We start from the raw sequence: 25709 nt of genomic DNA, 5'->3' as shown, positions 1-25709 counted from the left end.
GCTAGGGAACCGATCACTTCGGTGCAAGCGGTCCAGATCACACTTGCCACAACTAATGTGGTGTTCGTGCCCAATCGGTCACAGCAGCCGTAGCGCATATTCCAGCGTGTAAAGCGCCAGCCCGGCAAGCCCGCCGATCAGCGAGCCGTTGAAGCGGATGTATTGCAGGTCCTTGCCGACATTGACCTCGATCAACTGCAGCAACTGGTCCATGTCCCAGCTCTTCATCTGGTCGGCGATGAAGGTCGAGACGCCGCTCTTCTGCTCGGCGACGACGGTGCGCAGGATCGCGACCAGGCCCTGATTGATTTCGCCGCGCAGCTCGGCGTCGCCGTCGAGCGCGTCGCCGGCCTCGACGAACATTCTCGCCAGCTGATGCTGCAACACCTGCGACTCGCCAGAGGCGCTGCGCTCGATGAAGTCCTTGACGTTGGCCCAGATCGTGCGCCCGAGATTGGCCAGCTCCGGTCGCGCCATCAAATCGCGCTTGAGCCCGTCGATGCGATCGGCGAATGCCTTGTCGCTGCCGAGCCGGTCGACAAAGGACAACAGCATGCGGTCGAACTCGCCGCGGAACGGATGCTGCGGATCGTTGCGCACTTCCTCGAAGAATTTCGTGGCCGAGGCGATGATCCGGTTCACCACGAACTTGTCGGCACGATAGAGCCTCAGGAGCGTTGGCATCTCCGCGCGGACTTTGTCGCGGATCACGGCCATGGTTTCCTGCTGTGTCAGCGTCTGGTGCAGTACGCGCAGGATATCGTCGAGCAGGCCGCCATGCTTGCCCTCCTGCACGAAGCCGCGCAGCGCGCCGGCCGCAAGCGGCGCGAGATCGATCGAAAGCACCTGCGTCGTGATGCGGCGGCTGATGAACTGCATCAACCCTGAGCTCTCGGTCGCCGCGAATGCTTCGGGCAGCATCCGCAGCACGAAGCGGGCGAGATCCTCCGAACGTTTGCGGTCGCGCAGCCAGTCGGCGATGAAGCTGCCGAAATCGATCTCGCGCAGCTTGGCCTCGACAGGGCCGGATTCCAGAAAATTGTTCTCGATGAATTCGCCGAGCTTCTCGGCGATGCGTTCCTGATTACTCTGGATGATCGCGGTGTGCGGGATCGGCAGCCCCAGCGGCCGCTTGAACAGGGCGACGACGGCATACCAGTCGGCGAGCCCACCGATGGTCGCGGCCTCGGCAAATGCGGCGATGAAGCCGAACACCGGATGCACCGGCAGCAGCGCCTTCGACGTGACGAAGATGACGAGGGTCGCTGCCAGCACGCTGGTCGCCAGCCACTTCACGCGCCGCAGCTCGGCCGCGCGTTCGGCATCGACGGGCGTTGCGACCAGGGTGGCGGGAAGGGTCATGGGGACCTTCGATTGATCGACGACCCTCATCCTGAGCAGCGCGAGGCGCGTCTCGAAGGATGAGGCTCGTATGGTGGCCTCATGGTTCGAGACGGCGCAAGGGCGCCTCCTCACCATGAGGAGATGTACAGCGGTGCGCCCAAAAAAGAAGGCCCGCGAAATGGCGGGCCTTCGAAAAGGGCAGTCGGTCTGTGCAAGCGCGATCAGGCGGTCTTGCCGTAGACCTTGGCGAAGTTGTCCTGCGCAGTCTTCGCACCGTCGGTGACGAGCTTCCCGAGATATTCGGTGGTGGCCTTCGCCCGCGAGACGAACAGTTCGCCACGCGCACGGACCATGTCCGACTGGATCTGGGCAGCTTCGCTCAGCGACTTGGCGGACGCGAGCTGGTCGATGCCGGCGAAGAACGCCTCGGCGTCCTGGTAAATCGCCTGCTGGATCTTGCGGCTGATCTTGGCGGCTTCGGTCACCGAACCGGCAACAGCGGTCTCGATCACGGTGGTCACCTTCTCGGAGCCGGCATAGGCGTCGGCGGCACGGGTCTTGGCGGCCTCGGCCTGCTTCTTCACGAACTCACGGGCGGCCTCCGGAACTTCCAGGTTCTGGAGCTTGGTGAACGCCTCGGTGACGGGCGCGAAGGCTTCCTTGACGCTGTTCAGCACGGAATTGGTTTCGGTGGTCATTGGGGTCTCTCCATCCTCAGATTTGAGCTATGGGCTCACCCCGTCCGGATTGGCCCGGGGCAAGGTCGTTGTGTCACAATTCATGGTGCATCGCAACATCAATGCTGCAGCGCGATATCACGAATCCGTGAACAGCATGAATATCCGGCAAACTGCCTGAGGAACCGGCAGAAAAAGGTGCCTAATTACTACCTACCGCGTCGGACACCCCGTATGCCTCCATCTGTGCCCGAACCTGAGCCACGTTGTGCCCGAGCACGACGATGTCATGGGTCTTGCCCTCGACATCGCGGACGTGGTCGCGCAGCAGCGCCTCCGCCTTGAAGCCGAGGCTTTCGAACAGCGCGATCGCCGCCCGCTGGTCGACCGTCATCTGCACCGAGAACTTCTCCAGCCCAGCGCCGAGCGCGATGGCGAAGGTCTCCTGCGACAGCGCCCGGCCGACGCCCTGCCCGCGCACGTCGAGCGACACCACCATCCGGATCTCGCCGACATGCGGCGACCAGGAGTGCGGATCGCGCACCAGGGTGCCGCAGCCGACCGCCTTGCCGTCCTTGATCGCGAGCAGGCTCGTGATGTCGCCGCGCTCGATCTCGTTGATCCAGGCCGACAGCACCTTCGGCTGGCTGATGTTGCGCGGCAGGAACAGCAGATCATGCGTCGGCAGCTTTTGCGCAAAGGCCAGCACCGCGGCCTCGTCGGCCCGCTTCATCAGGCGGAACTCGATGTCGCCGGCCTCGGTCTTGACGTGGCGCGGATAGGAACGTTGTTCGGTCATGTCGATCTCTCTCAGGTCGACCCTTCTTAGGTCGATCTCTTGCTCAACCAGGAGTCCAGTTTCGGCCACAGCCGCTTGATTGCATTGGCACCGGCGACCAGCGAGACGTGACCGCCTTTCAGCATCACCTCCTCCTTGTCCTCGGAGCCGATCTTGGTGATGAGGTGCTTTGCCGCATCATAGGGAACGATGTGGTCGTGCTCGGCGACCGCGTGCAGGATCGGCACCTTGATGTCGGCAAGCTTGGCCTCACGGCCGCCGACCGTCATGGTGTCGTTGTAAAGCTTGTTGTCCCACATCAGGTCCTTGGTGATGGCGCGAAAATATTCGCCGGCGAGCGGCAGCGTGTCGGTCGCCCAGCGATCGAACATCCGATACGACTTCACGAACTCGTCGTTCCAGATGTTGTCCCACAACTGGATCTGGCCGGCGACGCGCGCGGCCGGCCGTAACATGTCGAACGATTGCAGGATCAGTTCGGGCGGCATGTTGCCGGTGCTGTCGATCAGGCGGTCGACGTCGAAATAGCGGCGGTCGGCGAAATTCGAGAACAGCTTCATCTCGCGGAAATCGATCGGCGTGGTGAAGCAGATCAGGTTCTTCATCGGCCCGTCGCTGAAGATCGAGCCATAGAGCAGCGACAGCACGCCGCCGAAGCAATAGCCGATCACGGAGACGTCCTTTTCGCCGGAATCCTGCTGCACCCGGCGGACCGATTCCGGAATGAAGTCGAGGACGTAGTCCTCCATCCGCAGCGACTTCTCCTCGGGCTTCGGCGCGGTCCAGTCCAGCATGTAGACGTCGAAGCCGCGCTTGAGCAGGAACTCGATGAAGCTCTGGCCCGGTACGAGGTCGAGGATGTAGCCGCGGTTGGTGGTCGCCATCACGATCAGGACCGGCACGCGATAGACTTCGTCGGCCTGCGGCCGGTAGTGATAGAGGTTCATGGTGCCGCGCGAGTACATCACGTCCTTCGGCGTCGAGCCGAGCTCGGGCCCGGAGCTCGAGAAGTACTCCACGCCCTTGATGCTGCGCTGGATCGCGCGCTGCACCTCGGACTGTACCCGCTCGGAGATCGAGGCGAAATCAAACCCGGTGGGAGCATTCATTTGCTGTCTCCCTCGGATGGCGGCCGTTTGGTGCGCGGCGGCCTCGGCGTTGCGCCGTGGCCGTCGTCCGGTGCCAGCGAATTGTGATGCACCTGCTGCAGCAGCGTCTTGATCTCGTTGAGCTGGGTCTCCATCGACTGCAGGCGCTCGGCCATGCCGACGAGCTGGGCGCGGCTCGGCAGGTTCATCGCCAGCAGATATTTCTCCATCAGCTCGCCGAGCTGCTTCTGTGCGCCGGCCGCCACGCCGCCCGCCTGGTTCATCACCTTGGAAAATTCCGGCGAGGTCATCAACTGGTTGCCGAAGGAGTTGAACCCCTTCTCCATCTCGCCAATCATCGTCTGCCAGATCACGGCAGGATCGTTGCCCTTGTCGGCCATGCGGCGCTCCTCCACACCAAATCCGAGCGCTTGCCGCGCTTCCGCCTGTTTCCGCCATACGACACTGTTGCCGCAGATCGGTCAACAGCGCGGCGCGACCAGCGCGTCGAAGCTCTTCTGCGCTGCGTCAATCCGTGGCATAGAGGTCTCTGACCGCGACACCAGCAGGGGATGCCCGTGACCACGCTCGCCCATCAGCCGCCGCAGCTCGTCCGCGCCAACGGCATCGACATCTGCTACGAGGTTTTTGGCGATGCGAATGCCGAGCCGCTGCTGCTGATCATGGGCCTCGGCGCCCAGATGATCCATTGGGACGACGAGTTCTGCCGCCAGCTCGCCGCGCGCGGCTTTCGCGTGATCCGATTCGACAACAGGGATATCGGCAAGTCCTCCCGCCTGAGTGGCGGCAAGCGGTTGACCGCGCTTGAACTGCTCAAGCTGCGGTTCCTGAAGATCCCGGTTGCGGCGCCCTACCGCCTGATCGACATGGCGCGGGACACGATCGGCCTGATGGACGCGCTCGGCCTCCGCACCGCGCATCTGGTCGGGGCGTCGATGGGCGGCATGATCGCGCAGGAGGTTGCGATCACCTTTCCCGAGCGCGTGCGTTCGCTGACCTCGATCATGTCGACCACTGGCAATCCAAAGATACCGGGAGCGACCCGCGAGGCGACTGCGGTGCTGACGGCGCCGCCGCCGAAGAGCAAGGAGGAGTACTTCGCACGTTACGGCCAGACCTGGAAGGTGTTGCGCAACGGCTCATTCCCTGAAGATGAGGCGCTGGATCCCGAACGCGCGCGGCGCACCTATGAGCGCGGCCTCAATCCCGAGGGTGTCGGCCGGCAGCTTCGCGCCATTCTCGCCTCCGGCAGCCGCAAGGAACGGCTGCGCGGCGTCAAGGCGCCGACGCTGGTGATCCACGGCACCGCCGATCCGCTGGTGCATCCCGAAGGCGGCAAGGACACCGCGGTCTCGATCCCGGGCGCAAAGCTCGTGATGATCGAGGGCATGGGCCATGCACTGCCGATCCCGATGTGGCCGCAGATCATCGACGCCATCGACAAGCACGCGCACGGGGCAGCGGCAAAGGCGGCGTGAGGCCGGAGCGTTTTCCAGCGAACTGGATACCGGTTCGCGTCAAGGAAAAGCGTCAAAACAAGAATCCAGAGCCCCGTTCCGCTTCAATCGGAGTGGGGCTCTAATGTCCCGAATCCGAAGTTCGTATCATTCGCCGCGGACTCATTAAGGCGCAGCCAAAGCTAAAATTTTACAAGTTTAAGCAATCGAAACGTGGCCGACGCCAAGCCAGGTCCGCGCCGTTAAACTCGCTTTAATCGCCTGCGCTGCAGTCTCCGGCAGCAGTCCTGAAGTACGACTATACGCTTGAGATTCATGGTCGCGGCGGCTGTGGACGGATTTGTCGCTTGCTTCGCGGCTGAGGCTGGCGAGCTTCCCGAACGATCGGCAATTGCATTCGCGCGACATTTCCAGGGTGCTTGCCTCGAAGGACCAGGCAGACAAACGCCCGAACTTTAGGCGGGTTCGACCGGAAGCAGAGGTATGCGCATGACATGGGTCGAGCGCCAGATACGCAACACGAGCTTGCGTCAGCTCGGCGTATGCCTTCTGCTGTTCGCGTTTGCGGCTGTCATGGTGCTGGAAAACGTACAGTTTCTCGGCAACTACGCCAGAGGCGTCGTTGCGATGTCGCAAGACCAAGTGCGCGCGGTGACGAGCCTTCCGCAACTGTCGCGCAACTGGGTCGCACTGCAGGCCGATAAAGTCGTTTCGACCGGCGTCTACTCCCGGCGTAAATATGACCACGCGATATTCTCCATTGCTCAGCTCGGGGACCGCTTGCTCCTGATCAAAGCGGCTCCGGATCGCGTTCTCGACGCGAGAGCGCTGAGCGGCGGGCTGCTTGCCGCCGACATGGAGACAATCGGCCAGATCAATAGCCTCGCTAAGCGGAGTGGCGATGCCAGCGCGGCGTTCCTCCCTGTCATGCTCGACACGGAGCAATACACCTCCGCCACCGTTGCGGCCGTGCTGATCTTGATTGCGGTACCGTTGGCGCTCGTTGCCTTGATCGGCGGGCGAGCACTATCACGATTGAACGCGCCATCATCGCATCCCGATTTGCGTGCGGTCTGCAGGCAGTCGGCCAATGCGTTGGAAATGCTCAGCGCGCGGCTTGAGCACGACATAGCGACAGCCAGATCTGCCTTGAAGCTTCGCGGCCACGTGCGGATTACTGACACGCATGTTTTGCAAAGGGGCTGGTTTCGGTTCCGACTGATGCCGCTGTCGGACATGCTCTATGCCTATAGCATGACGACTACGACACTGATGTACGGCGTGATACCGATCGGCCGCTCGCATGCGCTGATGCTCTACTTCTCCAACCAGAAGATGCGGGCTTCTGCCTGGAAGGCGCAAAGTGCCGAGGTCATGGAGCACTTGGAGAGAGTGGCGCCATGGGTGTTGCTCGGCCACGCTCGTGAACTCGACAAGGCGTACAAGAAAAACAGATCCAGGCTCATTGACCTCGTCGCGGCGCGGCGCAAGCTAGTCGCAGCCGGTTCGCCATAAACGAGGCCGCATTCCGGGCGGCTATTTGTTTCCAACTTACCGCTTTTGGCCCATCGCGACATATTGCGCTGCCGCGCTAACTTGGTCGCTATATGGGCGAAGCGACGTAGTCACCAGTCACGTCACGCCGCGCGGGGTTTAAGGGCCTGGTATCTCCCGGTGACCATGTGAGCCAGGAGTGCGTTCTTCCGGGCACGGCATGGAGGCTGTAGAGAGCGCCATGCAGCGCGCGGGTCGCGCGCCATCAGCCCGGGAGTCCCCAAATGAAGACCATCCTCCGGCCGCGGACAGCCGTTGCCGCTCTCTTCCTCGCGCTCGCATCTTCCGCCGCAATGGCGGCCACCAGCGACGCGCAACAGGAAGCCAACCGCAAGGCGGTGCTGGCCTTCTACGAAAAGGGGCTGAACCAGAAGGACGCCGACGCGGCGCTCGCCTATGTCGGCAACCGCTATGTGCAGCACAATCCCGGCGCGGCCGACGGCCCTGAAGGCTTCCGCAAGTTCATCGGCTTCCTGCGCGAGAAATTTCCAAACTCGCACAGTGAGATCAAGCGCTCGTTCGTCGACGGCGACTACGTGATCCTGCATGTCCACGCCGTGCGCGAGCCCGGCACCCGCGGCAACGCGATCGTCGACATCTTCAAGCTCGAGGACGGCAAGATCGTCGAGCATTGGGACGTGGCGCAGCCCGTTCCGGAAAATCCGGCCAACAACAACACGATGTTCTGAGCCTGCGCCGACCGCAGGCGATAGCGCTCAGTGACTGGACAACAGATTCAGTGTCGTCCCTGCGAAAGCAGGGACCCATAACCACCGAAGCTTATACTTTCGCACCGCTGGGACGACGAGTCCCTTTCATAACACCCGCCGCGGAGTATGGGTCCCCGCTTTCGCAGGGACGACATCGAGTATGTTGCGTCATCGAGAGTCATACGTTCACACTCTCTCAGAATGACGGTATGAGGACCTGGATCGCGCAGCCGAATCTATCGGCTGCGGCCGAGCCAGCGCTGTGTCGGGAATAGCTGCACCTGCCAGCGGCGGGCCGTCGCGCCCCACACGCCTCTCGGCATGAACAGCATGATCAGGATGGCGAGCGTTCCAAGCACCACCAAGTACAAACTGCCATACTGGGCGAGATAGGTGACGAGCCCCCACAGCAGGAGCACGCCGACCATCGGGCCCTCGATGGTGCGGACGCCGCCGATCACGACAATGAAGATCACATAGGCGGTCCAATCCGTGACGCTGAATGCGGCGTCAGGCGAAATGCGCGCCTTCTGCAGATAGACCAGCGCACCGACCATGCCGGTGGCGAAGGCGACCGCGACCCACAGCACATGGCGAATCCGCGCGGTGCGGACGCCGACGCTGCGCGCCGCCGCGGCGTTGTCGCGGCTTGCCGCCAGCGCAAGGCCGTGGCGCGAGCGCATGAAGGCATAGATGCCGAGCGTGACCAGCACGGCGAGCAGCAGCGCAAGCCAGTAGACCAGCACGTCGCGCGCGGCCGCAGGACGCAGGCCGAGCAGCCCCTGCACCGCCTTCAGCCCGAACATCTGCGACAGCTCGCTGGGCGTGATCGACATCCCGGTGCCGCCACCGAGCGACTTGAATTGCGCACAGATCAGCCGTAGCGCTTCGGCAGCGACCCAGCTGCCGATCGCGAAATATGGCCCCTCCAGCCGGAACAGCAGCGGCCCAAGCATCGCCGCAATCAGCGCCGCAAACAGCCCGGCCAGCGGGATCGCCGCAACGGGATCGAGCCCGGCCATCACGATGCCGGCAAACAACGCATAGGCGCCGAGCCCGACAAAGGCCTGCTGCCCGACCGACACCAGCCCGCCCCACCCGGCCAGCACGTTCCAGAGTTGGGCCAGGGTCAGCATGGTGAGGACGAAGATCAGATCCTGGATCAGATTGCGCGACGCGATCGCGGGCAGCACGGCAAGCACAACGACCAGCACGATGCCGGCCACGGCCGCAACGCGCGACAGCCGTGTGCCGACCCGAATTTGCCACACCGGCATATCTGCCGCGCGCTCGTTCCGGCCTGCCGGGATACGGATGCTTTCCACGCTCATGTCCGCCTCGCCGGGAAGAGACCGCGCGGCCGCAACATCAGCACGGCAAGGAAGGTGAGATGGCCGGCCAGGATCTGCCACTCCGGATTGATCCGGCCGCCGATCGCCTGGGCGAGCCCGAGCACGATACCGCCCGCCAGCGTGCCCCACAGGCTGCCGAGGCCGCCGATGACCACGGCCTCGAACGCATAGAGCAGCCGCGCCGGCCCGATCGACGGATCGAAGCTGGCGCGAATGCCGAACACGATAGCGGCAATCACCGACACCGCGAGCGAGAGCCCGACCGCGATCGCGTAGACATTACGCTCGTTGACGCCCATCAATTGCGCGATCGCGGGATTGTCGGCGGTGGCGCGGAAGGCGCGGCCGAGCGAGGTGCGATAGAAGATGAGCTGAAGCAGCGCGACGGCGGCGATCGCCGTCACCAGCGCCGTCAGCGGCGCCAGTCCGACGCTCAGGCCGGGGGCCAGTGTCACCGATGAAGATTCGAAGGCGCCAGCCTGCAGCCGGCGGCTGTCTGCACCGTAGCCGAGCAGCAGTGCGTTCTGGATCACGATCGACAGGCCGAAGGTGACGAGCAGTGGCGGCAGGATGTCGTCACCGAGCACCCGCTCCAGCACCAGCCGCTGCAACACGAAGCCGAGCGCGAACATCGTCACGACGACCAGCAGGGATGCGGCCGCAAGCGGCAGGCCGAGCGCCGTGGTGGCGCTGAGCACCAGATACGCGGCGAGCAAAATCAGGTCGCCATGCGCCAGATTGACGAGACGCATGATGCCGAAGATCAGCGACAGGCCGAGCGCGAACAGCGCATAGACGCCGCCGAGCAGCACGCCCTCGATGATGGTATCGAATCCGTTCATCGCGCCCTCATGCTCCGAAATAAGCCGCGCGGATCGTGTCCTGATCTACATCCTCGGGCCGTCCACTCAGGGTCACCCGCCCCTCCTGCAGGCAGTAGAAGCGATCGGCGGCCCGCAGCGCGCGGGCGATGTCCTGCTCGACCAGCACGACCGCGGTGCCGCCGGATCGGATCTGCGGCAGCATGCGGTAGATGTCCTCCACCACGATCGGCGCGAGGCCGAGGCTGATCTCGTCGCACAGCAGGACCGACGGGTTGGACATCAGCGCGCGGCCGATCGCCACCATCTGCTGCTGGCCGCCCGACAGCGCCGTGACGGCACCGCGCCGTCGCTCCTTCAGCACCGGGAACATCCGGTAGACCGCGGCGAGATCCCACGGAGCGCTGCGTTCGCCGCCGTAAGCGCCGATCAGAAGGTTCTCCTCGACGCTGAGCGAGGGAAACAGCTGGCGCCCCTCCGGGACCAGCGCAAGCCCGAGCCGCACGATGCTGGCGGCGGACGCATCGCCGATCGCCCTCCCACTGAGACGAATGGAATCGGGACGGCTCTTCACGAGTCCGGCCAGCGACTTCAGCATCGTCGACTTGCCGGCGCCATTGGCGCCGATCACCGCGACCGCCTCGCCCTGATCGAGTTCGAAATCGATGCCGAACAGCGCCTGGAAGTCGCCATAGAACGCGTCGAGGGCGGTGACATTGAGCAGTGCGGTCATGCCGGCACTCCCATGTAGATGGTCTCGACCTCGCGTGAGCGCATCACCTCGGCCGGCACGCCCTCGGCGACGACCTTGCCGAAGTTCAGCACCACTAACCTCTGCACGACCGCGAGCAGTGCATGCACCACATGCTCGATCCAGATGATGCCGACACCTTCGGCATGGATGGTACGAATGGTTTCCACCAGTTCATGGCATTCGGCATCGGTGAGACCACCTGCGATCTCGTCGAGCAGCAGTGTGCGTGGCTTGGTGGCGAGCGCCCGCGCGAGCTCAAGGCGCTTGCGATCGAGCAGCGGCAGGCTCCCCGCCAGCCGATTGGCCTTCACTTCAAGGCCGGTCAGATCAAGCATGCGGCCGCAATGCTGGACGGCATCCGCCTCCGATAGCCCGCCGCCGAACAAAGCGGCGACCGCAAGGTTCTCGAACACCGAGAGATGATCGAACGGTTGCGGGATCTGGAACGAACGGCCGATGCCGGCGCGGCAGCGTGCCTCGGGCGAGAGACCCGTGATGTCGACGCCGTCGAGCACGATGCGGCCGGAGTTCGGCCGCAACAGCCCGGTGATCAGGTTGAACAACGTCGACTTCCCGGCGCCGTTCGGCCCGATCACTCCGAGCGCTTCACCGGGCGCAAGCGTCAGATCGACGGCATCGGCGACAACGATCGCGCCGAACGTCTTCGAAACAGAATGGAGTTCCAGCATGGCCGCTCACCGGATGAATTTCTTGGTGGAGATGCTTGGGGTACCGCGCATCTCCGATGAACAATTTGCCTGCAACGCGCCAGCTAGCTCAACGCCTGCATGTCGCCTCCGAGCGGGATCTGCGGCGCCAGCTTGTTGTCCGTGATCACCATGTCGTATTTGTCGCCGTTGAGCCGCCATTGGCCGCCGACCAGCGGCGTCTTCGCGATGTTCTTCGCCGCGAACGGCGGCACCGCGCTGGAGCCGAACGCGATCTGGCCCACAATGGTGTCGAGCTTGGTGGCTCCGATCGCTTTCGCAAGCGCCGCGCCATCGGTCGGGTCGCTGGAGCGCTTGATCGCATCGGTCGCGACCTCGAACAGCGAATGCACGAAGCCGATCGGCTGGGTCCATTGCTTGCCGGATGCCTGCTCATATCCCTTGGCGAGATCGGCTGCGCTGACGCCGCTGAGGCTCGACTTGTAGGGATGCGTCGGTGTCCACCACACCTCGGTCGAGATGTTGTTGCCGCCCTTGCCCAGCGCCTGCACCGAGGCAGGAAACAGCAGCGCCTTGGCGACCGACACGACTTTCGGCTTCAGCCCCTTCTGCCGCGACTGGTTCCAGAACGTGGTGAAGTCGGGCGGGATGATCACGCCGGTGATGATCTCGGCATCGGCGCCGCGAAAGGCTGCGATCTGCGAGCTGAAATCGTCGGTCAGGTTCTGGAAGCGGCCGGGATCGGTGAGCCTGAAGCCCTGCTTGGCCATGACAGGCGGGAAGCCGATCGTGGCGTCGCCCCAGGCATTGCCATCGGCATCGTTCGGAAACAGCGCGCCGACCGATTTGTTGGTCGCGACCTGGCTCCACATGCCGGTGAAGACGCCGATCACGTCCTCGAGGCCCCAGAAGTAGTGGAAGGTGTAGTCGAACGGCTTCCAGCTCTTCGGATCGCCCGGATTGGCCTGGCGGCCGATGAAGTTTGTCTGCCATGGAGCGACCGAGGAGATGCACGGCACCTGCTCGAGTTCGCACTGCGTCGCCACCGGATTATTGGTCTCGGGCGTGGCGCCGACCACGATCAGGCTGACATTGTCGCGGGTGATCAGTTCCTTGGCGACTTCCGCAGCGCGGTTCGGATTCGACTGGCTGTCCTTTGTCACCACCTCGACCGGATAGGTCTGCGATCCGACCTTGACGCCATCCTTGATGAACTTGCGGAATTCACCGAGCACGAAATCATCCGCTTCGGCAAAGGCAGCGAGCGGACCGCTCTTCGGCGAGACATAGCCGATCTTGATCGGCTTGTTGGCCGCCCGCACGGCCGGCGCGAACAACGTGGTCGTTCCTGCGGCGGCGAAACCACCGGCGATGCCCTGCAGCACACGGCGGCGATCGAATGACAATGCGTTCAAGTGGTCCTTGGCGTTCAAATAGTCCTTGGTCATTTTTCCCTCCCTTGAGGCAAGCCGGTTTTCAAGCCGGCTGCCGTCTATTTCGTGCTGAAAAAGAATTACCTGCGTCGCGCCGCTTCACGCGGCAGCGACGGACTTCGTCTGCGCCTTCGCACTGCGGCCGAGAATCTGGCCGAACACGTCGAGCAGCACATCGGAGGCATTCGCCGCCGCCTCCCTGGCGCGCCAGGCGACGTACATGTCGGGACGCACCAGCACGCAGCCGTCCTCGTCCACCTCGCTCTGGCGATACCAGTCGGCATAGATGTCGAGCGCGTCGCAGCCCTGCGGGCCGATGGTCACCACGTCGACCGGCAAGCCGTAGACCTTTTCGACCGCGGCGGCGGCGGCCTTCCAGCCATCGCCGCCGATCCCGGTGAGCAATGTGAAACGGCCCTTGCCGGTGAGATCGAGCGTCGACTTGCGCTGGCCCTGATGCTCGACCCAGACATGCGGAAGGTGTGCGCCGGGCCAGGTGGTGGCCTGATAATAGAGCTCGTGATCTCGGATGAAGGCCGGCATCGGCGTGCCATCGGACACCACGGCGGTCGACCCGTAGCGCTGGTTCAGCTCGACGCCGTGGCAGTTGAACTCGTAGCTCTTGTTGGCGATGGCCTCGTAAAGTTTCTTGCGGCGCGCCTTGCCCTCGACGGTCGGCGCCTTGCGCGCGGCGATCGCCTTTCGTGCTTCAGCCGGATCGGTCGAGGCGACGAGGCCCACCGCCTCGAAGATCGGCGGGAAGTCGCCGATGCTCTTGTTGGCGCGGGTCACGATCTGCTTGCCGACCGGCTGGCGCTCGGCCGAATAGGTCCCAAGCAGCGCCGGCGCCGCGTGACCCTCGAGCACCAGCTTCAGCTTCCAGCACAGATTGTAGGCATCCTGGATCGAGGTGTTGGAGCCGAGGCCGTTGGTCGGCGGATGGCGGTGCACGGCATCGCCGACGCAGAACACACGGCCCGACGAATAGTGGCCGGCATACATCTCGTTGACGGTCCAGGTCGACGTGGACCGAACGTTGACCTCGAGCGCCCCGTCGCCGACCAGATTGCGCACGATCGAGATCGCCTCGTCATTGCTGAGCTTGCGCTCGCCGTGCTCGATGTCGTAGCCCCAGATGATCAGCCATTCATTCCACGGCCGCACCATGCGGATCAGGCCGGCTCCGATGCCGCCAATCTCCGCGCCAGGCTGCAGCACCCAATACAGCACGCTCGGCCGGTGCGCGACGTACTTGCTCAGATCCGCCTGCACGATGATGTTCATACTGCCGGCGCGACCCATCTGGCCCTCCATCGGCAGCCCGATCACTTCGGCGACCCGGCTGCGGCCGCCGTCGGCGCCGATCAGGTATTTGGCGCGGATCTGATAGGTCTCGCCGGAGAGACGGTCTTTCACCGTTGCAGTGACGCCGTCGGCGTCTTGCACCAGGTCCACGAATTCGGTGTTGAAGCACAGCGAGGTGCCGCGCTGGCCGGCGGCCTCGATCAGGATCGGCTCGAGGAAATTCTGCGGCAGGTCGCAGATGCGGGTCGGACTGGCGAGATCGTAATCCGCCTTGCGCGAGGGATGATTGCCCCAGGAATACAGCCGGCCGAACTCCTCGCCGGCAAGGCTCTCGCAGAACACGTTGTTGGCCATCAGATGCTGCGGCACCGCCTGCGCGACCGCCTTTTCCTCAAGACCGAGATCGCGGAGCACTTCCATTGCACGCTGGTTGGTGATGTGGGCGCGCGGCGTATCGGCAAGCCAGCCGTATTTCGTCACCAGGATGTGCTTGACGCCGTACATGCCGAGCAGCGCCGCCGCCGTCGCACCGGCCGGGCCGCTGCCGACGACAAGCACGTCGGTCTCAATCGGTTTGCTGGTCATGGTCCTCTCCCTGGTCGTTCTGTTGGTTGTGATCGTCATTCGGCGGCCGACATCATCGGCTGCGGCACCAGCCCGGCGCCGGGCCGCATCTGGAAATCGTAGGACATCAGGTGCCATGGGCCGGAAACGCGCTCGCCGTTCGGCAGCGCCGGCTCGTTGCGCGGCTCGACGCGCGCAATGAGCTCATCCTTGACGCCGAACACCACGTCGCTGCGCAGATATTCGTCGCCATCAAGGAAGACGTGGGTGATCAGCGGCTCGTAGCCCTCGGCCTTGACCAGGAAATGCACATGCGCCGGCCGCATCGGATGGCGCTGCGTCGCGGTGATGAGATCGCCGACCGGGCCATCGGTCGGGATCGGATAGCTGCACGGCAGGATGGTGCGGAACGAGAAGCGGCCATCGGCATCGGTGACGAAGCGCGCGCGCAGTGACGGTCCGTGGGCTGCATAGTCCGCCTTCTGCGAATCGTAGAAGCCGTCGTCGTCGGCATGCCAGACGTCGATCTCGGCACCGGCGAGCGGTTGACCGGCAAGGTCGGTGACGCGGCTCTGCACGAACATGACTTCGCCGTCGATGCCTTCGGAGATATTGGCGCCGTGCGGCGTGACGCGGTGCTCGCCGACATAGAACGGCCCGAGCACCGTGGTCTCGGTTGCGCCCTCGCGCTCGCGGTGATTGACCGCATCGACCAGCATCGAGACCCCCAGCACGTCGGAGAGCAGGATGAACTCCTGGCGCAGCGGCGTGCAGGTCTGGCCGGTGCGGGTCAGGAATTCGATCGCCTGATTCCATTCCTCGAACGTGAGTTCGGTGCGGCGCACCAGATCGTGCAGCGACTTGACCGTCTCCTCGATGACGAACTTCAGCCGCTTGTTCGGCGTGTTGGCGAAGCTGCGAAGCACCTCGTCGGTCAGATCATGCTCGTTGAAATTGGCCATCGTGGTTGTCCTTTGACCTTGAAATTTCAGTGCTGCGTCGGCGCGTCGCCGCGCCAGGCTGCCGCGATCAGGTCCTGGATCGCGCCGCGCTCCACAGGTCTTGGATTGGCGTAAGGGTTGCGCACGGCCATCTCGGCGACGCGCGCGATACCATCCTCGGGCATTCCGATGTCGGCTAGCCCGCGCGGCAGCGCGAGCCGGCGTGCGAGGTCGAACAACCCTTGCGGCGCATTTGTCGCGCGCAATGCCCGCGCAATTCGGGTCATCGCGTCAGGCGCCGCAGCGGCGTTATAGGCGGCCGCATGCGGCAACACGATCGCGTGGGTTTCCGCATGCGACAGGTCGAACATCCCGCCCAACACATGGCAGAGCTTGTGGTGCAGCGACATCCCGACCGCGCCGAGGCAAACGCCGCACAGCCAGGCGCCGTAAAGCGCATCGCGCCGCGCCGTGGCATCGGCCGGCGCCTCCATGATGCGCGGCAGCGCTCGGGCGAGCGCGGCAATACCGTCTTCCGCCATCAGCGAGGTCAGCGGATTGGCGTCAGGCGCATAAAGCGCCTCGACCGCGTGGGCGATCGCGTTCAAGCCGCTGGCGGCGGAGATGTGTGGCGGCAGGCTGACGGTGAGGTCGACATCGTAGATGACGGTGTCCGGCACCAGATCCTGGGAATGCTGCGTGGTCTTGATGCCGTTGGTGGTTTCGCCAAGGATCGGCGTCATCTCCGACCCGGCATAGGTGGTCGGCATCGCGATATGCGGCAGTCCCGTGCGGAGCGACAGGGCCTTGCCGAGCCCGACCGTCGAGCCGCCGCCGATCGCGACCAGCCCGTCGATGTCGCGGGATTCGACGATGCCAAGCGCCTCATTGGTGACCTCGACCGGCGTATGCATGCGCGCGCCGGCAAACACCCCGGCGAGTCTTTCACCAAGGCCTGCACCGAGCCGTTGCCCGAGATCCTGCTGTTCAGGGGTTGTGAGAACCAGCGCCCGCTTGATGCCGAGGCGCTCGGCCTCCTCACCAAGCCGCACCGATGTTCCGGCGCCGAACACCACCCGGTACTGTTGCGAGCAGTACGCAAATGTGTCGCGGCGGGCATCTCCGGCCGCCACGACAGGCGGGCGTGCGGCGTCGGGCGCTGCGATGCTCATGGCATTTCTCCCAGGCCGGCGGACCGGCAAGTTTCGCTTTGTTGGGAGAAAGCTAGCGGCGGGCGGCCGTGGCGGGCCTGCACGAAACCGGAGAAAATCTGCACAAAACCGAAAAAATCATCCCAGGGCTCGAACTGAGCGCCCTCGGCTGTCCCGGCCGCTGTTCATCGGGAGCTAGTGGCTGCGGCGGTATCGCCCCGGCGTCACGCCGGTGAAGCGGCGGAACATGCGGGTGAAATGCTCCTGGTGGGAGAAGCCGCACGCCAGCGCGATGTCGGCCAGGCTCTGCGTCTCGTCGGCAAGCAGCGCCCTGGCGCGCTCGATGCGCAGATTGAGCACATATTGGTAGGGCGAGATGCCGCTGGTCGCCTTGAACAGGCGCACGAAATATTCGGTGCTGCGGCCGCAGAGTTCTGCCAGCTGGTCGAGCCGGATGTCGGTATCGAGGTTGGCATCGGCGAACTCGCGGATTCGCGCCATCTGCCTGTTGCTGAGCAGGTTCGGATGCTTGCCGGCCTCCACGCTCGGCTTGTGGAAATTGAGCGCGACAAAGCGGTTGGCGATCGCCTGCGCGATCGGATCGACGAACAGCGACGAGGCCGGCAGGCCGCCGGTGATGGTGTCGCCGATCGCCGCGGCGAGATGCTCCAGCACCGCATCCTGGTCGCCGAGCATCGGCGCGAGCCCGCCGATCAGGCTGGGCGCCCCGTCCTGGCCCGCGAACAGGTCAGACCGCAGATAGATATGGGTGGATTCCAGCGCCTCACGCAGCACCACGTTGCAGGTGTGTCCCGCCGGCAGGAAGAACACGCCGCCACGCGGGATGTGCCGGGCAACCGACTTGCCGTCCATCACATAGGTGATGTCGACCGGGCCGCCCCGATGCAGCACCATCAGATTGTCCGAAAGTGCGTGGAAGTGGCCGTCAAACGGCCGTTCGCGCTGGACCGATGCAAATGCCGATGACCAGCCGAGCCCTTCGCTCGAGCCGCGGAAATCGGCCTGGAAGCGGCCCAGGATCCCGTGCGTCTCCTGCACCCCAAAATTCGACGTCGCCTGCATCCGACAGACCAAGGGCTCGAGGCTTCGGTGCCGCGAGTGAAACCCAACTGCCCTCGATTTTCAATACAATCGAACCGACGGGTGCTCCGCGCAGCGTTGTTGCGTCGCAATAGCGACGCAGCTAGTCCTTGACCGCGATCCAGATCACGTGGCGTACACCGCGGCCCCGGCCCGTGGCGCGGACGGCAATTTCGTTGACGACGAACCCGGCCCGGGAAAGCGATTTCGGGAACTTGGCATTCGGACCGGACGACCAGACGGCGAGCACGCCGCCGCGATGCAATGCGGCGTGTGCGATCTTGAGCCCGGAGACATCGTACAGCCCGTCATTGGCCTTGCGGGTCAGGCCTTCGGGGCCGTTGTCGACATCGAGGAGAATGGCATCGAAGCTGAGCGGATTGCGCTCGATCACGTTAGCAACGTCCACCTCCTGGATGCTCACGCGCGGATCGTTCAGGCTGTCGCCGAATATCTCCGCCATCGGGCCCCTCGCCCAGGCGACGACGGCCGGCACCAGTTCGGCCACCACGATCTGCGCGTCGGGTCCGAGCACGGCAAGCGCGGCCCGAAGCGTAAAGCCCATGCCGAGGCCGCCGATGAGAAAATGCGGCCTTGCGACCTTGTCGATCTTCTTGGCAGCAAGCGTCGCGAGCGCCTCTTCCGAGCCGGACAGGCGGCTGTTCATCAGCTCGTTGGTGCCGAGCATGATCGAGAACTCGTGGCCTCGCCGCATCAGACGCAATTCGCCTTCGGTTCCGGGAATGCGCGCGGTATCGATCCTATCCCAGGGAATCATGCGGCGGCTTGTAACATGGCCGGCACATTTGCCGAAGGCGCGAGGCTACCCGCCGGCCCAGACGTCGAGCACGTACCGGTTCCTGGTGCCCATTTCCTCGATCCAGCGCGCGGCAGCATCGGCGCCGGCACCGGTGCGCTCACGATGGATCGACATCAAGGTCGCCTTGACATCGGGCTCCATCTTGCCGCCGTCGCCGCAGACATAAACGATCGCGCCCCTTTGGATCAGCTCCCAGACCCGGTCCTTCTGCGCAGCGACGAGATGCTGCACATAGGTCTTCGGCCCATCGGCGCGCGAGAAGGCGGTGTGGAGTTCGCCGATGCCGTCGGCTGCGAACGCCCTCAGATCATCCGCATAGATGAAATCCTGCTCGGGATGGCGGCAGCCGAAGAACAGCATCGCAGGCCCCAGCGTCGCGCCCTGCGCCTTGCGCGCGGCACGCTCCTGCAGGAAGCCGCGGAACGGCGCGAGCCCGGTGCCCGGCCCGATCATGATGATCGGCACGGCGTTGTCGTCAGGCAGGCGGAAGCCGGCCTTGGTTTCCTTGATGGTGGCGTGGACGGTGTCGCCGGCGCGGCGGCGCGCCAGATAATTCGAGCAGACGCCCTTGTAGATGCCACGGCCCGAGCTCGCGGCCGCCTCGACGACGCCGACGGTGACGCTGCAACGCTGCGCCTCGCCCGCCGGAGACGACGAGATCGAGTAGTAGCGTGGCGCCAGCAGCGACAGCATTTCGAGGTAAAGGTGGAATGGCAGCTCGCAGGCCGGATATTCCTCGAGCAAGTCGAACACCGACTTGCGCTTGGCCAGCACCTCGGTGCGATAGCGCTCGGCCGCGGCGGCGTCGTCGCCGACATAGGTCGTCAGCTTCGGCCTGGTCACCGGACAGCGCGTGTGCTCGGCCATGATCTGGATCTGCTTGCGGGTCGCGACCTGCTGCAGCTCGACGAACTCGGTGAGCAGCCGCCCGACCGACACGGCGTTGCCGACCGGCAGTTGCGCACGGCGGCCTTCCGAGACCTGCAGACGGACCTGATCGGCCGGCAGGAAGCCGAAGCGGCGCGCGACGGAATCGACCAAGGTCGGATCGTTGCGCGGTACCACGCTGAGATGATCGCCGACGCGATATCTGAGATTGGCCGGCAGCTCGACCTCGATGTGCCGGGTCGAGCGCTCCGATGGATGGGCGCCCTCTTTGTTCTGCAACTCGCTGTTGGCGAGCACCTTCATCGGCACCGCGCCGCCCTGCGTCACGATGGTGTTGACCGCGCCCTGCGCCACCGGCTCGATCGCGTAGAGCGGCTCGTCCTCTGCGGTGCGGGTGAAATTCCAGTCGATGCCGAACTCCTTGGTCGCAACCTTCGCCGCCTCCGGGAACCACTTCTGGAACTGGCCGTCGAGATCGCTGCGCGCATCACCCTCGCCCCGCGGATAGACGGCGCGGGCGCCATGTTTGGTCAGCTGCTCGTCGATGAAACGCGGCACCGACTGGTAGGTCGCGGCCCAATCGCTGTTGCCGCAGCCGAACACCGCGTAGCGCACCTTGGCGAAGGCGTCCTTCGGCAGATCGCTCTCGAGCCATTTGACGAATTGCGTCGCATTGTCGGGCGCCGCGCCGTTATAGGAGGCGCAGATGATCAGGACGCCGCCCTCGTCGGGCAGCTTGCCGACATAGTCGTCCAGCGGACCAAGCCGCACCGCGAAGCCATTGATCTCCGACAGATCGGCCATGCGGGTCGCCAGCTCCTCGGCCGAGCCGAGGTTGGAGCCGTAGAGCACCAGCATCGGCGTGTTGTGGCCCGGCCGCGTGGCCGGCGCGCGCGGCGCCTTCGGCGCGGCCGCCACCGCGCTTGTGCTGCCGGCGAACGCGCCACGATCCCTGTCGTCGCGCGGCCGCACCTTGATCCTGAAACCGTCGGGCTTGACGGTCAGCGTTTCCTTCAGATGCATCTGGTAGCGATGCACGTCGATCAGCTTGAATCGCTGCAGAATCATCCCGATCGCGAGCGCCGCCTCGTGCATGGCAAAGCCGCGGCCGATGCAGGCGCGCTGGCCGTTGCCGAACGGCTTCCAGGCGTTGATCGGACGCTTGGCCTCCGCCTCGCGGCTGAAATTCTCCGGGTCGAACACGTCGGGGTTCGGGCCCCAGACAGAGCGATCGCGATGCAGCGCCATCACCAGGATGGTGATGAAGGTGTTCTTCTTCAGCTTGTACTTGCCGCCGATCGTCTCATCGTTGAGCGGCGCGATGCCGTAAGCCGGTGCCGGCGGCCACAGCCGCAGCGCCTCCTTCAGACACTGGGTGATGTAGGTTAGCTGCGTCACCTGCTGATAGGTCGGTCTCGCGTTGACGTCGGGTCCGAGGACGCGATCAACTTCCTCATAAGCCTTCTTCAGCACCTCGGGATGCTTCAGGAGCGCGTAGATCGTGCACGATAGCAGGCCGCTGGTGGTCTCGTGACCCGCGATCAAGAACGTGTTGATCTGGTAGCGAATGTTGACGTCGTCGAGCTGCTCGCCGGTGGCGCGGTCGACGCCGGTCATCATCGCAGCCAGCATGTCCTTCTTGTCACTGGTCACGTCGGTATTGCCGCGCCGCTCGGCGATGATCTCGTCGACCATCTTGTTCATGAAGGCGACGTCGTCGGTGAGCGTCTTGCGTCGCTTTTGCATCCACAGACCCTCGAGCGGCAGGCCGCGGGTCATCATGATGGTCTCGAGCGAGCGCACCAGCGATTCCACGAAGGGGTGATAGTCGCGGCGGTAGAACGAATTGAAGCGGTAATCGAAACCGCAGAGCCCGATGGTGTCGAGCGTCAGCGCCGTCATGTCGTGGACGACCTCGATCTCCTCGTCGGCGTTGAGGCGCTCCCATTTCTTGACGAGTTGTTCGGCGATATCGACCATGCTCGGGTGGTACGACTGCATGGCGCGGTTGCCGAACGGCTGCATCAGGATGTTGTGCGCCTTGCTCCAGTTCGGCTCCCTGGTGTCGGCGGTGAACAGCCCGTCGCCGCCGACCGCGCGGACCCGGCGCAGCGAGCCGCGCACCGCCTTGTCGAAGCGCTTCTCGTCGGAGAGCTCGTCGACCAGATCGTGGCCGGACACGATCACGATCGGTGCGCCCATCATGTCGAGCCAGAAGATCGGTCCGAGCTCCTTGGAGAGCTTCACCAGGTGCTGCACGGGCGCGGTTGAATCCAGCGACAGCATGTTGCCGACCACCGGCTTCGTCGGCGGATGCGGGATCGGACTCAGTCTGTTGCCGGACGCCATCTTCCAAGTGCCCCTCACTACGCGCCGTCATCCTGAGGCGCGCGCAATGCACGCGTCTCGAAGGATGGCCGCTTGCTCCAGTCCCACTCATCCTTCGAGGCGCGCCAAAGATGGTGCACCTGAGGATAGCGCCTATCCAAACCTTCGCTTACGCCATTCGATCAGCTTGGCGCTGACTTCGTCAGGCTTTTCCTGCTGCGTCCAATGGCCGCTGTCGTGGACCAGATATTTTTCGAGGTCCGGCACCAGCCGCTCCATGCCGTCGGCGGCCGAGGGCGGCAGCACCGCGTCATTCTCCGCCATGATCATCAGCGACGGCACCCGCACGTTGTGGTCGAGCCCGGCCGAACGTTCCCAGTTGCGGGTGAAATTGCGATACCAGTTGATGCCGCCGGTGAAGCCGGTCCTCGAAAACGTATCGACGAACACCTTCTTCTCCTCCGCCGACAGGATCGGCGTGCGCGGATCGTGCTTGGCGTCGTAGTTGGCGATCATCTGCGGGAACGCCAGGTTGAGCCGCGCCGACGCACCAACGCCGGCAATCGGCTGTTCCTCCGGCGTGCCCGCCGGGCGCGCGACCGGCTTGCGCATGAAGGCATCGAACGTCTGCTCGACGCGGCTGCCAAAGATGCGGTCGGGCTCGCGCGCCGGATCCTGGAACTGGACGATGTACATCTGGTCGCCGAAGCGCTGGCGGAACAGCGCGATCGGATCCATCGGCGCACGATCCCAATGCGGCGTGTTGACGCCGACGACGCCGGCAACCCGCGAAGGATGCCTGAGCGGCATCTGCCAGACGACAAAGCCGCCCCAATCGTGACCGACGAAGATCGCCTTGTCGATCTTGAGATGGTCGAGCAGTCCGACGAGATCGCCGGTCAGGTGCTCCATGTCGTAGGCTTCGACCGGGTCCGGCCGGTCGGTCGCGCCATAGCCGCGCTGATCCGGCGCGATCACCCGGATGCCGGCCTCGCCCAGCGCCTTGATCTGGTGGCGCCAGGAGAACGCCAGTTCAGGCCAGCCGTGGCACAGCACGACAGGCGGCGTGTCGGTCTTGGGACCTGCTTCGTAAAACCCCATGCGGATGCCGTTGGTCTCGGCGAATTGCAGCGGTGGCATTTCGATCATTGTCAGGAATTCCTATTCGGCCGCAGCCTTGATATCTGCAGGCGGCGGAGCGAACGCCGCCTCGAGTGCGTCGAACTCGAGCGGCAGCATGTCGCACATCACCTGCACATGGGGAATGATGTTGGCGCCAACGATGAAGCCGAAATCGAGCTGATCGCGGTAGCTCTGCACGGTGATGTTGAGCGCGATCCCGTGGGTCGAAATCGAGACCGGAAAGATGTGCAGCAGCTCCGCGCCAGCGGCATACAGCGTCTGCCGCGGGCCCGGCACGTTCGACACCGTGATGTTGGTGGCCGGCGGTAGCACGTTGGAAAGGTCGGAGCGGCTGTAGACCAGCGCCATGATCTGCACCAGGATCGGCGCGCCCAGCAGCGAGATGTTGGAGACCTGCGGCACCAAAGCGCGCAGCGGATGCGACATCTCCTTGGACTTGGTGGACTGCACGATGATGGTCTCCAGCCGCTTCCGGGGGTCTTCGATGTCGGTCGCGATCGAGCAGATCATGCCGAACACCTGGTTGTTGGATTCGGCGTTGCCCTCCTCGCGCAGCGAGATCGGCACGCCTGCCGTCAACGACTTGTTCGGCAGCGCGCCCTGGCTGATCAGATAGCGCCGCACCACGCCGGAGGCGAGTGCCAGTACCACGTCGTTGAGCTTGCCGCCCGAGGCCTTCGCCAGCGCCTTGGCGCGCGACAGCGAGATCGAGGTGCCGGCAAAACTGCGCTCGGACGAAATCGCCTTGTTGAGGATGGTCGGGGGTGAAGCCATCGCCTGCAGGCTCTCGCGCGACCTGGGGTCGGCGACCTTGGCGACGACGTCGGACAGGCTTTTCATGACGGTGGGCATGGAGCCTGCGAACTTCACCGCGCTCTCGATCTGGAACATGGCGTTGTCGAACAGGATCGAGCCGAGGTCGCTCTTGCCCGAGCGCGGCAGCTCCAGGCCCTTCTGCGCGGCGGCGGCCGCCTCGAACGGCTGGGTCCAGAGCTGCTGATAGGCGTCGATCAGGTTGGACGCAATGTCGCGCGGCTCCTGCGCGACCTTTTTCGCGCTCGGCGGATCGATCTGCCGCGGCACCGGCGTCAGGTCGTAGATCATGCTGGTCAACGCGGCGCCGGCGCCGCCGTCGATGCAGGCGTGGTGCATCTTGGAATAGAGCCCGATCTCGTTGTCCTTCATGCCCTCGAAGACATAGAACTCCCAGAGCGGGCGGGCGCGATTCAAGAGCTTGGCGTGCATCCAGCCGACGATACGCTCCAGCGTCGCGCGGTCGTGCGGCGCGGGCAGGCTGGCGCGGAAGATGTGACGGTCGATGTCGAACTGATCGTCCTCGACCCAGGACGGATGATCGATGTCGAGCGGCGCCTTCTGCAGGCGCGCCTTGAGGATCGGCGCGACGTGCAGCCGCGAGGCGATCATCGCCTTGAATTCCTCGAAGAAGTCGCCCTTGTAGCCGTCGGGCAGGCGGAAGATCGCCATGCTGCCGACATGCATCGGCATTTCCGGCGTTTCCAGATAGAGAAACGATGCGTCCAGCGAGGACAGCTTCTTGGCGTCGCTCATGATCTCCTCCCGAGAACCAACTCACGCGAGCGCCTTGGCGGCGCTTCTTGGTTAGGATAGTGCCTGCTCTGCCGGCCCGTAGGCAATGGCAAAGGGGCCCGACCGGTCAAAATGCCGGAACTCCCCTTCCGGCTGCGCCAGCCGGTCCGCGATCGCCCAAAGGGCTGCGGGGTTGACGCCGAGGCCGAGATGGCTGGCGAAATGCACCTCGATGTTCTCGGCGGTCGCCGAGGGCCGCACCCGTGAGGTCCGCCAGTTCACGATGCCGTCGGTGCGGGAATAGATCGAGGTCGTCGGCACCGGCATGTCGCCGGCGATCGCGGCGCGGATCTCGGGGATGTCGTCCACCCCCTCGCCGGACAAGACCTCATATAGCCGCGTCGCATTGGTGGCCCGGATGTCATCGGCGAACGGGCTGCCCAGCGTGATGATGGAGCGCACCAGCTCCGGCATCCGCGACGCCAGGTCGCGCGCGTAGACGCCGCCGAGACTCCAGCCGATGACCGAGACCTTGCGCCCGGAGGCCTCGTGAATCCGCTTCAAGAGGTCGCGCAGCGCATCGCGCCTGGAGGCGATGCCGCCGAAATTGCGGCCCATGTTCCAGGCGTAGGCGTCATAGCCGAGCTCCCTCAGATAGCGCCGCATCGGCGCCATCGAAAGATCGCTGGCAAGGAAGCCGGGCAGCGCCAGCACCGGATGACCATCGCCCCTCGGCGCCCGCATCAGCAGAGGCGACAGCAGCAGGCTCGAATTGAGTTCGAGCACGCCGCGCGCCTCAGCCAGCATCAGGAACAGGCTCGGCGGGCGCAACCGGCGTTCGGTCCCATCAACGCTCCTGTCCATGTCAGTCACTACTTCTTCTTGCCCGCGCCGCCGCCGAAGCCGGCCATCGCCACGAACATGTCCTGGAAGCGCTCGGCGAGCTTGGGATCGAAGGTGAACCAGCTCTGCATCAGGGCTTCGGGCGAAACCTTGTCGATGTTCGACATCATTTGCTGCTGCAGCCTGTCCATCACAGCGGTTTGCATCGGCCCCACGTCCGGCAGGCCGAAGAATTGCCGCGCTTCGAGGGGCGTGCAATCTATCTCCACGTTGACCTTCATATCCGCCTCCTCAAATGCACCCGACCCGACTCAGTATCGCCGCGACAGGGTGCATCACGCAAGCGAGCCGTGCTTGACCCAAGGCATGGCCGGCCTCAATCATCTGTTATGGTCAACC

At 64.4% G+C, this 25709-nt stretch carries 22 protein-coding genes and 1 pseudogene; 3 read left to right on the top strand and 20 right to left on the bottom strand.

Annotated features, from left to right (window positions below; genetic code table 11):
• Window positions 1-78: 78 nt before the first annotated feature.
• The 5 genes from ABIB78_RS28065 to ABIB78_RS28045 form a co-directional block, all read right to left on the bottom strand.
• The gene (locus tag ABIB78_RS28065; RefSeq protein WP_429030233.1) at window positions 79-1362 is read right to left on the bottom strand and encodes a DUF445 domain-containing protein; all 1284 of its coding nucleotides are present in this window, start codon (window positions 1360-1362) and stop codon (window positions 79-81) included.
• Between the two features lie 203 nt (window positions 1363-1565).
• A complete protein-coding gene (locus ABIB78_RS28060; protein WP_429030230.1) occupies window positions 1566-2042 on the bottom strand; it encodes a phasin in 477 nt (158 codons plus the stop codon).
• 181 nt (window positions 2043-2223) lie between these two features.
• Window positions 2224-2820 carry an N-acetyltransferase family protein gene (locus ABIB78_RS28055; RefSeq protein ID WP_429030228.1) on the bottom strand — a complete coding sequence of 199 codons (597 nt, stop codon included), beginning with the start codon at window positions 2818-2820 and terminating at the stop codon, window positions 2224-2226.
• Between the two features lie 26 nt (window positions 2821-2846).
• The gene (locus tag ABIB78_RS28050; protein ID WP_429030226.1) at window positions 2847-3929 is read right to left on the bottom strand and encodes a PHA/PHB synthase family protein; all 1083 of its coding nucleotides are present in this window, start codon (window positions 3927-3929) and stop codon (window positions 2847-2849) included.
• Window positions 3926-4309 (bottom strand): hypothetical protein, encoded by a 384-nt coding sequence (locus ABIB78_RS28045; RefSeq protein WP_429030223.1) that lies wholly within the window; start codon window positions 4307-4309, stop codon window positions 3926-3928. Before ABIB78_RS28045 ends, ABIB78_RS28050 begins: the two co-directional genes overlap by 4 nt.
• A gap of 171 nt (window positions 4310-4480) precedes the next feature.
• Between ABIB78_RS28045 and ABIB78_RS28040 the strand changes: the two genes are divergently transcribed.
• The 3 genes from ABIB78_RS28040 to ABIB78_RS28030 all read left to right on the top strand — a co-directional run bounded on the left by ABIB78_RS28040 (window position 4481) and on the right by ABIB78_RS28030 (window position 7629).
• A complete protein-coding gene (locus ABIB78_RS28040) occupies window positions 4481-5407 on the top strand; it encodes an alpha/beta fold hydrolase (protein WP_429030220.1) in 927 nt (308 codons plus the stop codon).
• A gap of 468 nt (window positions 5408-5875) precedes the next feature.
• Window positions 5876-6901: a DUF6709 family protein gene (locus ABIB78_RS28035; RefSeq protein ID WP_429030217.1), complete on the top strand. Its 1026-nt coding sequence runs from the start codon at window positions 5876-5878 to the stop codon at window positions 6899-6901.
• Between the two features lie 332 nt (window positions 6902-7233).
• Window positions 7234-7629, top strand: coding sequence for a nuclear transport factor 2 family protein (locus ABIB78_RS28030; protein ID WP_429030362.1), 396 nt, complete (start codon window positions 7234-7236; stop codon window positions 7627-7629).
• A 257-nt stretch (window positions 7630-7886) separates the two neighbouring features.
• Here the strand turns inward: ABIB78_RS28030 and ABIB78_RS28025 are convergent, their stop codons facing one another.
• The 15 genes and pseudogenes from ABIB78_RS28025 to ABIB78_RS27955 all read right to left on the bottom strand — a co-directional run bounded on the left by ABIB78_RS28025 (window position 7887) and on the right by ABIB78_RS27955 (window position 25591).
• The gene (locus ABIB78_RS28025) at window positions 7887-8981 is read right to left on the bottom strand and encodes a branched-chain amino acid ABC transporter permease (RefSeq protein WP_429030215.1); all 1095 of its coding nucleotides are present in this window, start codon (window positions 8979-8981) and stop codon (window positions 7887-7889) included.
• Entirely contained in the window at window positions 8978-9844 is an 867-nt protein-coding gene (locus ABIB78_RS28020; protein WP_429030212.1) for a branched-chain amino acid ABC transporter permease, read from the bottom strand. The genes ABIB78_RS28025 and ABIB78_RS28020 overlap by 4 nt, the downstream gene beginning before the upstream one ends.
• A gap of 7 nt (window positions 9845-9851) precedes the next feature.
• Window positions 9852-10556 carry an ABC transporter ATP-binding protein gene (locus ABIB78_RS28015; protein ID WP_429030209.1) on the bottom strand — a complete coding sequence of 235 codons (705 nt, stop codon included), beginning with the start codon at window positions 10554-10556 and terminating at the stop codon, window positions 9852-9854.
• Window positions 10553-11212, bottom strand: a pseudogene (locus ABIB78_RS28010) (ABC transporter ATP-binding protein); the annotation flags it as partial. The pseudogene ABIB78_RS28010 and the gene ABIB78_RS28015, both read right to left, overlap by 4 nt.
• Before the next feature lie 137 nt (window positions 11213-11349).
• Window positions 11350-12693 (bottom strand): ABC transporter substrate-binding protein, encoded by a 1344-nt coding sequence (locus ABIB78_RS28005; RefSeq protein ID WP_429030206.1) that lies wholly within the window; start codon window positions 12691-12693, stop codon window positions 11350-11352.
• Between the two features lie 84 nt (window positions 12694-12777).
• The gene (locus tag ABIB78_RS28000; RefSeq protein ID WP_429030204.1) at window positions 12778-14568 is read right to left on the bottom strand and encodes an FAD-dependent oxidoreductase; all 1791 of its coding nucleotides are present in this window, start codon (window positions 14566-14568) and stop codon (window positions 12778-12780) included.
• 35 nt (window positions 14569-14603) lie between these two features.
• A complete protein-coding gene (locus tag ABIB78_RS27995) occupies window positions 14604-15509 on the bottom strand; it encodes an intradiol ring-cleavage dioxygenase (protein ID WP_429030201.1) in 906 nt (301 codons plus the stop codon).
• Window positions 15510-15535: 26 nt separating this feature from the next.
• Window positions 15536-16660, bottom strand: a complete 1125-nt coding sequence (locus ABIB78_RS27990; protein WP_429030198.1) for a maleylacetate reductase — start codon at window positions 16658-16660, stop codon at window positions 15536-15538.
• 174 nt (window positions 16661-16834) lie between these two features.
• Window positions 16835-17698, bottom strand: coding sequence for a helix-turn-helix domain-containing protein (locus ABIB78_RS27985; RefSeq protein ID WP_429030196.1), 864 nt, complete (start codon window positions 17696-17698; stop codon window positions 16835-16837).
• 145 nt (window positions 17699-17843) lie between these two features.
• Window positions 17844-18518: a spermidine synthase gene (locus ABIB78_RS27980; RefSeq protein ID WP_429030193.1), complete on the bottom strand. Its 675-nt coding sequence runs from the start codon at window positions 18516-18518 to the stop codon at window positions 17844-17846.
• Between the two features lie 45 nt (window positions 18519-18563).
• The gene (locus tag ABIB78_RS27975; RefSeq protein ID WP_429030191.1) at window positions 18564-21797 is read right to left on the bottom strand and encodes a bifunctional cytochrome P450/NADPH--P450 reductase; all 3234 of its coding nucleotides are present in this window, start codon (window positions 21795-21797) and stop codon (window positions 18564-18566) included.
• 132 nt (window positions 21798-21929) lie between these two features.
• The gene (locus ABIB78_RS27970; RefSeq protein WP_429030188.1) at window positions 21930-22925 is read right to left on the bottom strand and encodes an alpha/beta fold hydrolase; all 996 of its coding nucleotides are present in this window, start codon (window positions 22923-22925) and stop codon (window positions 21930-21932) included.
• Between the two features lie 12 nt (window positions 22926-22937).
• Window positions 22938-24488, bottom strand: coding sequence for a WS/DGAT/MGAT family O-acyltransferase (locus ABIB78_RS27965; RefSeq protein ID WP_429030186.1), 1551 nt, complete (start codon window positions 24486-24488; stop codon window positions 22938-22940).
• A gap of 51 nt (window positions 24489-24539) precedes the next feature.
• Complete coding sequence (locus ABIB78_RS27960) at window positions 24540-25331, bottom strand: esterase/lipase family protein (protein WP_429030183.1); 792 nt, start codon at window positions 25329-25331, stop codon at window positions 24540-24542.
• An 8-nt stretch (window positions 25332-25339) separates the two neighbouring features.
• Window positions 25340-25591: a DUF6489 family protein gene (locus ABIB78_RS27955; RefSeq protein WP_429030180.1), complete on the bottom strand. Its 252-nt coding sequence runs from the start codon at window positions 25589-25591 to the stop codon at window positions 25340-25342.
• Between the last annotated feature and the right edge of the window lie 118 nt (window positions 25592-25709).

It is taken from the genome of Bradyrhizobium sp. I1.14.4, assembly GCF_050435825.1.
Lineage (GTDB): Bacteria > Pseudomonadota > Alphaproteobacteria > Rhizobiales > Xanthobacteraceae > Bradyrhizobium.
This window is presented reverse-complemented; position numbering and strand designations above follow the sequence as displayed.